This is a genomic window from Pseudomonas sp. B21-054, assembly GCF_026016345.1.
In the GTDB taxonomy this organism is placed as follows: domain Bacteria; phylum Pseudomonadota; class Gammaproteobacteria; order Pseudomonadales; family Pseudomonadaceae; genus Aquipseudomonas.
In genome coordinates, this window is sequence record NZ_CP087204.1 from 1,379,064 (window position 1) to 1,393,014 (window position 13,951).

The window sequence follows — 13,951 nt, forward strand, 5'->3', positions numbered from 1 at the left end:
GTTGTCAGGTTTAAGGGCCGCTTCGCGCCCCAGCGGGGATAAATCCCCTCGCCACAAAAGCCGTGTTCGCGTTTTCAAGACCGGACACTCATGGCTGATGTTTTACCCAAGGCCCGGTACAATCCGGGCCTTGTTGTTTTCATGACTTAACGCAGGATCACTATGCCGGCTTCATTCGTTCATCTACGCCTGCACACTGAATACTCCCTGGTCGATGGCCTGGTGCGGATCAAGCCATTGGTCAAGACCCTGGTGGGCATGAACATGCCTGCCGTAGCGGTCACCGACCAGAACAACATGTGTTCGCTGGTCAAATTCTATAAGGCTGCCATGGGCGCCGGGATCAAGCCGATCTGCGGTGCCGACCTTTGGCTGTCGAACAAGGACCCGGACGCGCCGCTGAGCCGCATCAGCCTGTTGGTGATGAATGCCGTGGGTTACCGCAACCTGACCGAGCTGATTTCCCGCGGCTTTATCGACGGCCAGCGTAACGGCTCGATCATCATCGAGCGCGAGTGGGTGGCCGAAGCCAGCGAAGGGTTGATCATGCTGTCGGCGGCCAAGGAAGGTGAAATCGGCCTGGCCCTGCTCAGTGGCAACGCCGAAGAGGCCGAAGTCCTGGCCCGCGACTGGATGGCGGTGTTCCCCGATCGCTTCTACATCGAAGTGCAACGCACCAATCGCCCCAACGATGAAGAACACTTGCACGCCGCCGTGGCCCTGGCTGACAGGATCGGCGCGCCACTGGTGGCGACCAACGACGTGCGCTTCATCAAGCAGGAAGATTTCGAGGCCCACGAAACCCGCGTCTGTATTGGTGAGGGCCGGGCCCTTGACGATCCACGCCGTCCGAAGAATTACAGCGACCAGCAATACCTCAAGAGCGCCGAGGAAATGGCCGAGTTGTTCAGCGACCTGCCCGAGGCGCTGGAAAACACCGTCGAGATCGCCAAGCGCTGCAACATCGAAGTGAAGCTGGGCAAGCACTTCCTGCCCAACTTCCCGATCCCCGATGGCATGACCATCGACGAGTATTTCCGCAAGGTGTCTTTTGACGGTCTCGAGGACCGCCTCCGCGTCCTTCTGCCCAAGGACACCACCGAAGATTACGAAGCCAAGCGCCAGGTCTATGTCGACCGGTTGAATTTCGAGCTGGATATCATCATCCAGATGGGCTTCCCCGGTTACTTCCTGATCGTGATGGACTTCATCCAGTGGGCCAAGAACAACGGCGTGCCGGTGGGCCCTGGCCGTGGATCGGGTGCCGGGTCGCTGGTGGCCTACGTGCAGAAGATCACCGACCTCGACCCGCTGGAATATGACCTGCTGTTCGAACGTTTCCTCAACCCGGAACGGGTATCCATGCCCGACTTCGACGTCGACTTCTGCATGGACGGCCGCGACCGGGTGATCGACTACGTGGCCGAGAAATACGGCCGCAACGCGGTAAGCCAGATCATCACCTTCGGTTCCATGGCCGCCAAGGCGGTGGTGCGTGACGTGGCGCGGGTGCAGGGCAAGTCCTACGGTCTGGCGGATCGCCTGTCGAAGATGATTCCGTTCGAAGTCGGCATGACCCTGGAAAAAGCCTACGAGCAGGAAGAAATCCTGCGGGACTTCATCAAGGTCGATGAAGAAGCCGCCGAAATCTGGGAGATGGCCCGCAAGCTCGAAGGCGTGGTGCGTAACGTCGGCAAGCACGCCGGTGGCGTGGTGATCGCGCCGACCAAGCTGACTGACTTCTCGCCGATCTATTGCGATGAAGAGGGCGATGGCCTGGTCACCCAGTTCGACAAGGATGACGTCGAGGCGGCGGGCCTGGTGAAGTTCGACTTCCTCGGCCTGCGGACCCTGACGATCATCGACTGGGCGCTGAAAACCATCAACCGTGACCGGGCCAAGGTGGGCGAAGAGCCGCTGGACATCGCCTTCATCCCGCTCGATGACAAACCGACCTACAGCCTGCTGCAAAAAGCCGAAACCACGGCGGTGTTCCAGCTGGAATCCCGGGGCATGAAAGAGCTGATCAAAAAGCTCAAGCCCGACTGCCTGGAAGACTTGATCGCACTGGTGGCCCTGTTCCGTCCGGGCCCGTTGCAGTCCGGCATGGTGGATGACTTCATCAACCGTAAGCACGGCCGCGCCGAACTGGCGTACCCGCACTCGGATTATCAGTACGAAGGCTTGAAACCGGTGCTGGCACCGACCTACGGCATCATCCTGTACCAGGAACAGGTGATGCAGATTGCCCAGGTCATGGCCGGCTACACCCTCGGCGGCGCGGACATGCTGCGTCGGGCCATGGGTAAGAAGAAACCCGAGGAGATGGCCAAGCAGCGCGGCGGTTTCATTGACGGTTGCGCCACCAACGGCATCGACCCTGACCTGGCCGGTAACATTTTCGACCTGGTGGAAAAATTCGCCGGCTACGGCTTCAACAAATCCCACTCCGCCGCCTATGGCCTGGTGTCCTACCAGACTGCCTGGCTGAAGGCGCATTACCCGGCGCCGTTCATGGCCGCGGTACTCTCGGCGGACATGCACAACACCGACAAGGTCGTGACCTTGATCGAAGAAGTGCGGACCATGAAGCTGCGCCTCGACGCCCCGGACGTGAATGCTTCGGAGTTCAAGTTCACGGTGAACGACGAGGGCCGCATCATCTATGGCCTCGGTGCGATCAAGGGTGTGGGCGAGGGGCCGGTGGAGGCCATCACCGAAGCGCGCCAGGACGGGCCGTTCAAGGACCTGTTCGATTTCTGCGCCCGGGTCGACCTCAAGCGCATCAACAAGCGCACCCTCGACGGCTTGATCCGCAGTGGCGCGCTGGACCGTTTGGGTCCGTACTTCCAGGATGAGCCCAAGGCCTATCAGGCCAACATCGACCGCAACCGCGCGGTGTTGCTGGCGGCCATGGAAGAAGCGATCAAGGCCGCCGAGCAGACGGCTCGCACCCACGACAGCGGCCACGCCGACCTGTTTGGCGGGCTGTTCGTCGAGGAAGATGCCGATGTCTACGGCAATCATCGCAAGGCCAAGGAGCTGACCCTCAAGGAACGCCTCAAAGGTGAGAAAGACACCTTGGGCCTGTACCTGACCGGGCACCCCATCGACGAGTACGAAGGCGAGATCCGCCGTTTCGCCCGCCAGCGCATCATCGACCTCAAGCCGGCACGCGATACACAAACCGTCGCCGGGATGATCATTGCCCTGCGGGTGATGAAGAACAAGAAGGGCGACAAGATGGGCTTCATCACCCTCGACGACCGCTCCGGGCGCATCGAGGCTTCGTTGTTTGCCGAGGCGTTCCACTCGGCGCAGTCGTTGTTGCAGACTGACGCGATGGTGGTGGTGGAAGGCGAGGTCAGTAACGACGACTTTTCCGGTGGCCTGCGGCTGCGGGTCAAGCGGGTGATGAGCATGGAAGATGCCCGTACCAACCTGGCCGAAAGCCTGCGCCTGAAGTTGCAGACCCAGGACCTCAAGGGCGATCAGCTGCGTTGGTTGGGCGAATTGTTCAAGCGCCATCGCGGTGCCTGCCCGATCACCATGGAGTATGTGCGCCCCGACGCCAAGGCCGTGTTGCAGTTCGGCGAGGGCTGGCGAATCGATCCGGCGGATGCGTTGATTCAAGCCTTGCGTGACCAGTTCGGCAAAGACAACGTCTTCCTCCAATACCGTTGACGGCCAGGTGCCACTCTGGAAACCAGAACGACCCTGATCTCGACCTGAATTTTTAATCTCGACCTGAACGCGCCTCTCCCTTAAGGTAGGCGCGAATAGACAACCGGCCGGCCCAAGCTCTCTTGGACGTCGACCCAAGACGGACGCCTATGAACCCGAATTTTCTAGATTTCGAACAGCCGATCGCCGACCTGCAAGCCAAGATCGAAGAGTTGCGCTTGGTCGGTAATGACAATTCGCTGAATATCGGCGATGAAATCTCTCGTCTGCAGGACAAAAGCCGTACGCTGACCGAAGACATCTTCGGCAAGCTGACCAGCTGGCAGATCGCGCGTCTGGCGCGTCACCCGCGTCGTCCCTACACCCTGGACTACATCGAGCATATCTTCACCGAGTTCGATGAGTTGCACGGCGACCGTCACTTCTCCGACGATGCCGCCATCGTCGGCGGTGTCGCCCGTCTGGACGACCAGCCAGTGATGGTTATCGGCCATCAGAAAGGCCGCGAAGTGCGTGAGAAGGTCCGTCGCAACTTCGGCATGCCGCGCCCTGAAGGCTACCGCAAGGCCTGCCGCCTGATGGAAATGGCCGAGCGCTTCAAGATGCCGATCCTGACCTTCATCGACACGCCGGGCGCCTACCCGGGCATCGACGCCGAAGAGCGCAACCAGAGCGAGGCAATCGCCTGGAACCTGCGCGTCATGGCGCGCCTGAAAACGCCGATCATCGCCACTGTGATCGGCGAAGGCGGTTCTGGCGGTGCGCTGGCCATTGGCGTCTGCGATCAACTGAACATGCTGCAATATTCCACTTACGCGGTGATCTCGCCGGAAGGCTGCGCCTCGATCCTGTGGAAAACCGCCGAGAAAGCGCCGGATGCCGCTGAAGCCATGGGCATCACCGCCGAGCGCCTCAAGGGCCTGGGCATTGTCGATAAAGTGATCAGCGAGCCTGTGGGCGGCGCTCATCGCGACCCGGCTGCGGCGGCGGCGTTGATTCGCGCCGAGCTGAGCTCGCAACTGTCGATGCTGAAGAAATTCGACAACGATGCGCTGTTGACCCGTCGCTACGAGCGGTTGATGAGCTACGGTCTCTGAGCCAAGCGCTGTACCCCTGTGTGGGAGCGAGCTTGCTCGCGATAACGGTTTAACATTCAACAGATAAGTTGACTGATACGCCGCTATCGCGAGCAAGCTCGCTCCCACATTTGATTTGTGTGAAGGCCAGTTTCTATGAATCAGCCCAGGATTGATCTGCCAACCCGGCTCCTCACACAGCTATCCCCCTGGCGCGACGCCGTCACCTGGCGCATCGCCTTCTCCGGCGGCCTCGACTCCACCGTTCTGTTGCACCTGCTCGCATCTCTCTCAAAAAACCATTCCCTGCCAACGCTCTGCGCGATCCATGTCCATCATGGCCTGCAGGCTGTGGCTGATACCTGGCCGGACCACTGTCGTTCGGTCTGCGATGTCCTTGGGGTGCCGTTGCAGGTGGTTCATGTCCAGGTCCAGCCTGGCGCCAGCCTCGAGCGTGCCGCCAGGGAGGCGCGTTATGGCGCTTTCCTGGCAGCGATCCACGACAATGAAGTGCTGCTCACGGCCCAGCACCGCGACGACCAGGCTGAAACCCTGTTGTTTCGTTTGCTGCGCGGGGCGGGGGTGAGGGGCTTGGCGGCGATGCCGAGTCAGCGTCCTTTGGGCCAGGGTTACTTGCTGCGGCCCTTGCTCGATGTGTCCCGCGCGGAGTTGGAAGGCTACGCGACGCAACAGGGCTTGAGCTGGGTCGAAGACCCTTCCAACGACGATCACCGCTACGCGCGCAATTACCTGCGCCAGCGGGTTTTCCCCGTATTGACCGAACAGTGGCCCCAGGCCTCGATGACCCTGGCTCGCAGCGCTGCGCACTTGAGTGAAGCCCAAGGCTTGCTGGGTGACCTGGCGCGGATCGATCTGGCCGGCGCTACAACCCCCGGTGCGTTTGACTGGCTTGGCTTGCGATCGCTCGAACTGGCACCGCTACAGGCGCTGTCGCCGGCCCGCCAACGCAATGCAATGAGCCACTGGCTGGCGTCGATGACGACGTTGCCCGACAGCGATCACTGGTCCGGTTGGGACTCGCTGCGTGATGCCAAGGGTGATGCCCATCCCATCTGGCGCCTGGCCGACGGTGAGCTGCATCGGACCGGCGGGCGGATCTGGTGGTTATCCGACCACTGGTTGCGTCCGGCTCCAGGCGCCGTCCCGTGGCCCGATCCCTCGGTACCGCTGCGCTTGTCGGGCAATGGCGGGGTCACGCTGGGTGGCAAGCCGCCTGCGGGCCCACTTTGCGTGCGCTATCGTCAAGGCGGAGAGGTGATGGAATTACCCGGCCGCGGTCATCGGGATCTCAAGCGTTTGCTCAATGAAAACGGCGTGCCTGCTTTTGTTCGCGGCCGATTGCCGCTGCTGTATCGGGGTGAGCAATTGCTGGCGGTGGCCAACCTGAAGGGGCTCGACACAGACGCTGGTGGTTGTTGGAAATTGATCTGGACACCATGAAGCCAAGATCTGGGTTTGAGCTGATAGGGGCTTTCCGGTAGACTACGCTCCCTTCTTGATACAACTTCTGTGGATTCGCCTGAATTGCAGGAGTTGCCGATTACCAAGCAGTCTTTGCTGGGCGATTCCAAAAAATGTGTAGCGAGCAACGTACCGGTGATTTCACTTCCGGTCTGTCCCAACGCGGCGGTTTTTTTGAAAGGTGCACTGTGATTAATGCAGGTGATCGGGGGCTTCGGCCTTCCTTCGCTTTCCCCGGCGGCTCGGACCGCTTTAACGCAGACTTCTAGGGTTTTTCATGACGCGCTACATATTCGTCACGGGCGGTGTTGTTTCTTCATTGGGGAAAGGCATTGCCTCGGCTTCATTGGCGGCCATCCTGGAGGCGCGGGGACTTAAGGTCACCATGCTCAAGCTGGACCCGTACATCAACGTCGACCCGGGCACCATGAGCCCGTTCCAGCACGGTGAAGTGTTCGTCACCCACGACGGCGCCGAGACCGACCTGGACCTGGGCCACTACGAGCGGTTCATCCGCACGACCATGACCCAGAACAACAACTTCACCACCGGCCGTGTCTACGAACACGTGCTGCGCAAGGAGCGTCGTGGTGACTACCTGGGCGCGACCATCCAGGTCATCCCGCACATCACCGACGAAATCAAGCGCCGCATCATCAAGGGTGCTGGCGACGCCGACGTGGCGATGGTCGAGATCGGCGGTACCGTGGGCGACATCGAGTCCCAGCCGTTCCTCGAAGCCATCCGCCAGTTGCGTTTCGAAATCGGCGCCAAGCGCGCGATGCTGATGCACCTGACCCTGGTCCCGTACATCGCCACCGCTGGCGAAACCAAGACCAAGCCGACCCAGCACTCGGTCAAGGAACTGCGCTCCATCGGCCTGCAGCCAGACGTCCTGATCTGCCGCTCCGACCACCCGATCGACATCTCTTCGCGTCGCAAGATCGCCCAGTTCACCAACGTTGAAGAGCGTGCGGTCATCGGCCTCGAAGACGCCGACACCATCTACAAAATCCCGGGCATCCTGCACTCCCAGGGCCTGGACGATTTCGTCGTCGAGCGCTTCGGCCTGCAGTGTGCCGGCGCCGACCTGTCCGAATGGGAAGCCGTGGTCGATGCCAAGCTCAACCCGGAACACGAAGTCACCATCGCCATGGTCGGCAAGTACATGGAGTTGCTGGACGCCTACAAGTCGCTGATCGAGGCGATGAGTCACGCCGGCATCAGCAACCGCACCAAGGTCAACCTGCGCTACATCGATTCCGAAGACATCGAGAACCAGGGCACCGGCCTGCTCGAAGGTGCCGATGCGATCCTCGTTCCGGGCGGTTTCGGCCTGCGTGGCGTGGAAGGCAAGATCACCGCGGTGCAGTACGCGCGTGAAAACAAGGTGCCTTACCTGGGTATCTGCCTGGGCATGCAAGTGGCGGTCATCGAGTTCGCCCGTAACGTGCTGGGCTGGAAAGACGCCAACTCCACCGAATTCGATCGCGCCAGCGGCCATCCGGTCGTCGGGCTGATCACCGAATGGGAAGATGCCACCGGTTCCGTGGAAGTACGCACCGAAGCCTCCGACCTGGGCGGCACCATGCGCCTCGGCGCCCAGGATTGCCTGCTCGAAGCCGGTTCCCTGGTGCATGACTGCTATGCCAAGGATGTGATCGTCGAGCGTCACCGTCATCGTTACGAAGTGAACAACAACCTGCTGCCGCAACTGATCGAGGCCGGCCTCAAAATCTCCGGTCGCTCCGGTGACGGCGCGTTGGTGGAAGTGGTCGAGGCCCCGGATCATCCATGGTTCGTCGCCTGCCAGTTCCACCCCGAGTTCACCTCGACGCCACGGGACGGTCATCCACTGTTCAGCGGCTTCGTGAAAGCCGCTTTGGCTCAACATCAGAAAAAGGCATAAGACGATGGCCCAGAAGATCATTCGCGTCGGCGACATCGAGATTGCCAACGATAAGCCCATGGTGCTGTTCGGCGGCATGAACGTGCTGGAAAGCCGCGACATGGCGATGCAGGTCTGCGAGGAATACGTGAAGGTCACGCAGAAACTGGGGATCCCTTATGTCTTCAAGGCCAGCTTCGACAAGGCCAACCGCTCGTCCGTGAGCTCCTACCGTGGCCCGGGCCTGGAAGAAGGCATGCGGATCTTCCAGGACATCAAGCAAGCCTTTGGCGTGCCGATCATCACCGACGTCCACGAGCCGGCCCAGGCCGCAGTGGTCGCCGAAGTCTGCAACATCATCCAACTGCCGGCCTTCCTGTCGCGCCAGACCGACCTGGTGGTCGCGATGGCCAAGACCGGCGCGGTGATCAACATCAAGAAAGCCCAGTTCCTCGCCCCCCAGGAAATGAAACACATCCTGAGCAAGTGCGAAGAGGCCGGCAATGACCAGTTGATCCTCTGCGAGCGTGGTTCGAGCTTCGGCTACAACAACCTGGTGGTGGACATGCTCGGCTTCGGCATCATGAAGCAGTTCGAATACCCGGTGTTCTTCGACGTGACGCACGCCCTGCAAATGCCAGGCGGTCGTTCCGACTCCGCCGGCGGCCGTCGCGCCCAGGTGACCGACCTGGCCAAGGCTGGCATGAGCCAATCCCTGGCGGGGCTGTTCCTCGAGGCCCACCCGGACCCGGACAACGCCAAGTGCGACGGCCCTTGTGCCCTGCGCTTGAACAAGCTGGAACCTTTCCTGTCTCAGCTCAAGGCGTTGGACGAGCTGGTCAAGGGTTTTCCGACGATAGAAACCGCGTAACGCGGTTTTCTCCGGTAAAGTACCGCTCGATAAACGCTCTGGCCTGCGGGCCTGGCGTTATCGTCGGTGCGCTTGCCTGCCGTTCCATACCCGCCGACGGTAAAAGATTTCCTCTCGCTGCGTCGTTTTCGTCAACTTTGGAGTGTTTACAACAATGGCAAAAATCGTCGACATCAAAGGTCGTGAAGTTCTCGACTCCCGTGGCAACCCCACTGTTGAAGCGGACGTGCTTCTCGACAACGGTATCATCGGCAGCGCCTGCGCGCCTTCCGGTGCTTCCACTGGCTCGCGCGAAGCGCTGGAGCTGCGTGATGGCGACAAGAGCCGTTACCTGGGCAAGGGCGTGCTCAAAGCCGTCGCCAACATCAACGGTCCGATCCGCGACCTGTTGCTGGGCAAGGATCCTGCCGACCAGAAAGCCCTCGATCACGCAATGATCAAGCTCGACGGTACCGAAAACAAAGCCACCCTGGGCGCCAACGCGATCCTCGCCGTGTCCCTGGCCGCTGCCAAGGCCGCTGCCCAGGACCAGGACCTGCCGCTGTACGCGCACATCGCCAACCTCAACGGTACGCCGGGCGTGTACTCGATGCCGGTGCCAATGATGAACATCATCAACGGCGGCGAGCATGCCGATAACAACGTCGACATCCAGGAATTCATGGTACAGCCGGTTGGCGCTAAGACCTTCTCCGAAGGCCTGCGCATGGGCACCGAGATTTTCCATCACCTCAAGGCCGTGCTGAAGGCCCGTGGCCTGAGCACCGCCGTTGGCGACGAAGGCGGTTTCGCACCGAACCTGGCGTCCAACGAAGACGCGCTGAAAGTGATCTCCGAAGCCGTGGCCAACGCCGGTTACACGCTGGGCACCGACGTGACCCTGGCCCTGGACTGCGCCGCCAGTGAGTTCTACGAAGACGGCAAGTACAACCTGTCCGGCGAAGGCCAGGTATTCACCGCCGAAGGTTTCGCCGATTACCTCAAGGGCCTGACCGAACGCTACCCGATCATTTCCATCGAAGACGGCCTGGACGAGTCCGACTGGGCCGGCTGGAAAATCCTCACCGACAAGATCGGCGAGAAGACCCAGCTGGTGGGTGACGACCTGTTCGTGACCAACACCAAGATCCTGAAAGAAGGCATCGACAAGAAGATCGCCAACTCGATCCTGATCAAGTTCAACCAGATCGGCACCCTGACCGAAACCCTGGAAGCCATCCAGATGGCCAAGGCCGCCGGCTACACGGCTGTGATCTCCCACCGCTCCGGCGAAACCGAAGACTCGACCATCGCCGACCTGGCCGTGGGCACTGCGGCAGGCCAGATCAAGACCGGCTCGCTGTGCCGTTCCGACCGCGTTTCCAAGTACAACCAACTGCTGCGTATCGAAGAGCAGTTGAACGGCAAGGCCAAGTACAACGGTCGCGCCGAGTTTCGCGGTTAAGCAGTAAATGGTAAAAAGACAGCGGATAGTGTCGAAAAGGTCGCCCTGGCGACGGTTTTGCCTCTAATCTGATGCCTTATCAAGCACAAGCCTGGTTTTTCCAGGCTTCGTGCTATCAGACGTTTCAAAGTTTGGCATGGCTGTCTTTTTTCACTGGATACCTGATATTCGATGCGCAGTCCCAATTGGTTGTTTCTTGTCTTGCTCCTGTTGCTGGCTGGCCTGCAGTACCGCCTGTGGGTGGGCAATGGCAGTCTGGCGCAAGTGGCCGACCTGACTCAGCAAATAGCCGACCAGCACGCTGAAAACGAAGCATTGCTGGAGCGTAATCGGGTGATGGATGCCGAGGTCAGCGAGTTGAAAAAAGGCATGGAGACCGTTGAAGAGCGGGCTCGTCATGAACTGGGCATGGTCAAGGAGGGTGAAACCCTCTACCAGTTGGCCCAATGAGTATTCGTTTGCCGGCCTTCTGGGCCGTGATTCCTGCCGCGGGCGTCGGTGCCCGCATGGCCGCGGACCGTCCCAAGCAATACCTGCAACTGGGCGGGCGCACTATTCTTGAACACAGCCTCGGCTGTTTCCTCGACCATCCCACCGTCAAGGGCGTGGTGGTCAGCGTTGCACACGATGATCCTTATTGGCCGACCCTGGCCTGTGCCAATGATCCGCGCATCCAGCGCGTGGACGGTGGCGAACAGCGTTCGGACTCGGTGCTCAACGCATTACTGCATCTGCACGAGCAAGGCGCCGACGATTTCGATTGGGTGCTGGTCCACGACGCCGCCCGGCCGAACCTGGCCCGGGACGACCTGGACACGCTGCTCAGCGAGTTGGCGAACGATCCGGTCGGTGGCCTGTTGGCCGTTCCGGCGCGCGATACCCTCAAGCGCGTCGACAAACAGGGTCGCGTGCTGGAAACCGTCGATCGCAGCGTGATCTGGCAAGCCTACACGCCGCAGATGTTCCGCCTCGGCGCCTTGCATCGAGCCCTCGCCGACAGCCTGGTGGCGGATGCGCTGATTACCGATGAAGCGTCTGCCATGGAGTGGGCGGGGCAGGCGCCACGGTTGATCGAGGGGCGGGCCGATAACATCAAGATCACTCGGCCGGAAGATTTGGAGTGGTTGCGCCGGCACTGGGCGGGTCGTCGCTGATCAACTTCTGATCAGTTCCGATACCGTGTCGCGGCCTTCGCGAGCAAGCTCGCTCCCACATTGGATCTTCTCCAGACACATATTTGTATCTGCCGAAATCCCTGTGGGAGCGAGCTTGCTCGCGATGGCGATAGATCAGGCACCTGATAAATTACTGACAGAAGCCAGCTGACTTTAACCCCGATACTCCGGCCGCTGGGCCAACCCCTCCTTCAAATACTCCACCAACTTGCGCACCTTCGGCGAGAGATGCCGCTGCTGCGGATACAGCGCCCAAACGGCTGTATTCGGCGGCTGATGCGCCTCCAGCAACGATATCAACGCGCCGTTGTGCAAGTGTTCCAGCACGTAATAATCCGGCAACTGACACAACCCCACACCTTGCAGGGCCGCATCGAGCACTGCCTGTCCACTGTTGCAACGCCAGTTTCCCTGTACTCGCTGGGAAAATTCCCGCCCGTTTTGCTCCAATTGCCAGATGTCGGAGCTGCCAATCAGGCAGTTGTGACGGCTCAATTCCGACAAGCTGTGGGGACGACCGTAGCGTTCGAGGTAGGACGGCGAGGCGCATAAATACATGCGCCGCGGGGCCAGGCGCGTGGCAACCAGGCGTGAGTCCTGCAGGCGCCCCAGGCGAATCGCCAAGTCCAGCGATTCGTGAACCAGGTCGAGAGGGCGGTTGCTCAGTTCAATGTCCACCCGTAGCTGCGGGTAGAGTCCCATGAACCGCGTCACCAGCGGCACGATGAACCGCTCGCCATAGGCCACGGCACAGGTCATGCGCAGCATGCCCTTGGGTTCGCTGGTGAGATCGCCCACGGCTCGCAGGGCTTCCTCGCGTCCGTCCTGCAGGCGTTGGCAATGCTGCAAAAAGGTCTGGCCAGCCTCGGTCAGGGTGACCCGGCGGGTACTGCGATACAGCAGTCGTGTCTGTAGGCGTTCTTCAAGCCGTACGATTTGTCGACTGATGTGGGAGGAGGAAACCCCAAGACGCTCGGCAGCCGCGGTGAATTGGCTGCATTCGGCCACGGCGACGAACTCGTCAATCCCTTCCCAGCGGTTGTCGGACATGATTGATTATCCCTGTACAGCAATAATGTTTTGCTTTTGGCTGGATTATTCATCGTCCGGCGGAGGATTACACTCCCGGTCTTGTTTTTATTTCACTGGAGAGACCGGATGATCAAGTCGCGCGCTGCCGTTGCCTTCGAGGCCAAGAAACCCCTGGAAATCGTTGAAGTCGACGTCGCCATGCCCAAGGCGGGCGAAGTGCTGCTGCGTGTGGTGGCTTCCGGTGTCTGCCACACCGACGCCTACACCTTGTCGGGTGCCGACCCGGAAGGGATCTTCCCGTCGATCCTCGGCCATGAAGGCGGTGCCATTGTCGAAGCCATCGGCGAGGGCGTGACGTCGGTCGCGGTGGGCGACCATGTGATTCCGCTGTACACGCCGGAGTGCGGTCAGTGCAAATTCTGTAAGTCGGGCAAGACCAACCTGTGTCAGGCGATTCGCGCCACCCAGGGCAAAGGCCTGATGCCAGATGGCACTTCGCGCTTTTCCTACAAGGGCGAGACGATTTTCCACTACATGGGCACCTCGACCTTCTCCGAATACACCGTGCTGCCAGAAATCTCCGTCGCGAAAATCCCCAAGGAAGCGCCGCTGGAAAAAGTCTGCCTGCTGGGCTGTGGCGTCACCACCGGTATCGGCGCGGTACTCAACACCGCCAAGGTCAAGCCGGGTGACACCGTGGCCATCTTTGGCCTGGGCGGCATCGGCCTGTCGGCAGTGATTGGCGCCGTGAAGGCCAAGGCATCGCGCATCATCGCGATCGACATCAACCCGGCCAAGTTCGAAATCGCCAAGCAACTGGGCGCCACCGATTGCGTCAACCCGAAGGAGTTCGACCGTCCGATCCAGGAAGTCATCGTCGACATGACGGATGGCGGCGTGGACTTTTCCTTCGAATGCATCGGCAATGTCCAGTTGATGCGTGCCGCGCTGGAGTGCTGCCACAAGGGCTGGGGAGAGTCGGTGATCATCGGCGTGGCCGGGGCTGGCCAGGAAATCGCCACTCGTCCATTCCAGTTGGTGACCGGGCGCGTCTGGCGCGGTTCGGCATTCGGCGGCGTGCGCGGTCGCAGCGAGTTGCCTAGCTACGTGGAAATGGCCGAGAAGGGCGAAATTCCGCTGGATACTTTCATCACTCACACCATGGGCCTGGAAGATATCAACAAGGCGTTCGACCTGATGCACGAAGGCAAGAGCATCCGTACCGTTATTCATTTCTAAGGAGCAGCTGTAAGCGGCAAGCTACAAGCTGCAAGTGGGCATCGCGTTCTCTTGTAGCTT

10 protein-coding genes are annotated in these 13,951 nt (G+C 60.6%); 9 read left to right on the forward strand and 1 reads right to left on the reverse strand.

Annotation, left to right across the window (positions count from 1 at the left end; all coding sequences use genetic code 11):
- Positions 1–162: 162 nt before the first annotated feature.
- The 8 genes from dnaE to ispD all read left to right on the forward strand — a co-directional run bounded on the left by dnaE (position 163) and on the right by ispD (position 11,599).
- The gene (gene dnaE, locus LOY70_RS06045; protein WP_265034174.1) at positions 163–3,684 is read left to right on the forward strand and encodes a DNA polymerase III subunit alpha; all 3,522 of its coding nucleotides are present in this window, start codon (positions 163–165) and stop codon (positions 3,682–3,684) included.
- A 149-nt stretch (positions 3,685–3,833) separates the two neighbouring features.
- Positions 3,834–4,781, forward strand: a complete 948-nt coding sequence (locus LOY70_RS06050; protein WP_123342536.1) for an acetyl-CoA carboxylase carboxyltransferase subunit alpha — start codon at positions 3,834–3,836, stop codon at positions 4,779–4,781.
- Between the two features lie 135 nt (positions 4,782–4,916).
- Positions 4,917–6,221 carry a tRNA lysidine(34) synthetase TilS gene (gene tilS / locus LOY70_RS06055; RefSeq protein WP_265034175.1) on the forward strand — a complete coding sequence of 435 codons (1,305 nt, stop codon included), beginning with the start codon at positions 4,917–4,919 and terminating at the stop codon, positions 6,219–6,221.
- 298 nt (positions 6,222–6,519) lie between these two features.
- Positions 6,520–8,151 (forward strand): CTP synthase, encoded by a 1,632-nt coding sequence (locus LOY70_RS06060; RefSeq protein ID WP_123342534.1) that lies wholly within the window; start codon positions 6,520–6,522, stop codon positions 8,149–8,151.
- A 4-nt stretch (positions 8,152–8,155) separates the two neighbouring features.
- Entirely contained in the window at positions 8,156–9,001 is an 846-nt protein-coding gene (gene kdsA / locus LOY70_RS06065) for a 3-deoxy-8-phosphooctulonate synthase (protein WP_265034176.1), read from the forward strand.
- Positions 9,002–9,155: 154 nt separating this feature from the next.
- Positions 9,156–10,445, forward strand: coding sequence for a phosphopyruvate hydratase (gene eno / locus LOY70_RS06070; RefSeq protein ID WP_058542192.1), 1,290 nt, complete (start codon positions 9,156–9,158; stop codon positions 10,443–10,445).
- A 171-nt stretch (positions 10,446–10,616) separates the two neighbouring features.
- The gene (gene ftsB / locus LOY70_RS06075) at positions 10,617–10,895 is read left to right on the forward strand and encodes a cell division protein FtsB (protein ID WP_025212129.1); all 279 of its coding nucleotides are present in this window, start codon (positions 10,617–10,619) and stop codon (positions 10,893–10,895) included.
- On the forward strand, positions 10,892–11,599 hold the full coding sequence (gene ispD, locus LOY70_RS06080; RefSeq protein WP_123415589.1) for a 2-C-methyl-D-erythritol 4-phosphate cytidylyltransferase: 708 nt from the start codon (positions 10,892–10,894) through the stop codon (positions 11,597–11,599). The genes ftsB and ispD overlap by 4 nt, the downstream gene beginning before the upstream one ends.
- A gap of 174 nt (positions 11,600–11,773) precedes the next feature.
- On the opposite strand, the gene LOY70_RS06085 is transcribed toward ispD, so the two are convergent.
- Positions 11,774–12,670, reverse strand: coding sequence for a LysR substrate-binding domain-containing protein (locus tag LOY70_RS06085; RefSeq protein ID WP_265034178.1), 897 nt, complete (start codon positions 12,668–12,670; stop codon positions 11,774–11,776).
- 108 nt (positions 12,671–12,778) lie between these two features.
- On the opposite strand from LOY70_RS06085, the gene LOY70_RS06090 reads away from it, so the two are divergent.
- A complete protein-coding gene (locus LOY70_RS06090; RefSeq protein ID WP_123342531.1) occupies positions 12,779–13,891 on the forward strand; it encodes an S-(hydroxymethyl)glutathione dehydrogenase/class III alcohol dehydrogenase in 1,113 nt (370 codons plus the stop codon).
- Positions 13,892–13,951 lie beyond the last annotated feature (60 nt).

Excerpts from the sequence above, each read along its gene's own strand:
- LOY70_RS06050 (WP_123342536.1), top strand. The coding sequence starts at position 3,834 with ATGAACCCGAATTTTCTAGATTTCGAACAGCCGATCGCCGACCTGCAA.
- LOY70_RS06085 (WP_265034178.1), bottom strand. The coding sequence starts at position 12,670 with ATGTCCGACAACCGCTGGGAAGGGATTGACGAGTTCGTCGCCGTGGCC.
- ftsB (WP_025212129.1), top strand. The coding sequence starts at position 10,617 with ATGCGCAGTCCCAATTGGTTGTTTCTTGTCTTGCTCCTGTTGCTGGCT.
- eno (WP_058542192.1), top strand. The coding sequence starts at position 9,156 with ATGGCAAAAATCGTCGACATCAAAGGTCGTGAAGTTCTCGACTCCCGT.
- tilS (WP_265034175.1), top strand. The coding sequence starts at position 4,917 with ATGAATCAGCCCAGGATTGATCTGCCAACCCGGCTCCTCACACAGCTA.
- ispD (WP_123415589.1), top strand. The coding sequence starts at position 10,892 with ATGAGTATTCGTTTGCCGGCCTTCTGGGCCGTGATTCCTGCCGCGGGC.
- kdsA (WP_265034176.1), top strand. The coding sequence starts at position 8,156 with ATGGCCCAGAAGATCATTCGCGTCGGCGACATCGAGATTGCCAACGAT.
- dnaE (WP_265034174.1), top strand. The coding sequence starts at position 163 with ATGCCGGCTTCATTCGTTCATCTACGCCTGCACACTGAATACTCCCTG.
- LOY70_RS06090 (WP_123342531.1), top strand. The coding sequence starts at position 12,779 with ATGATCAAGTCGCGCGCTGCCGTTGCCTTCGAGGCCAAGAAACCCCTG.
- LOY70_RS06060 (WP_123342534.1), top strand. The coding sequence starts at position 6,520 with ATGACGCGCTACATATTCGTCACGGGCGGTGTTGTTTCTTCATTGGGG.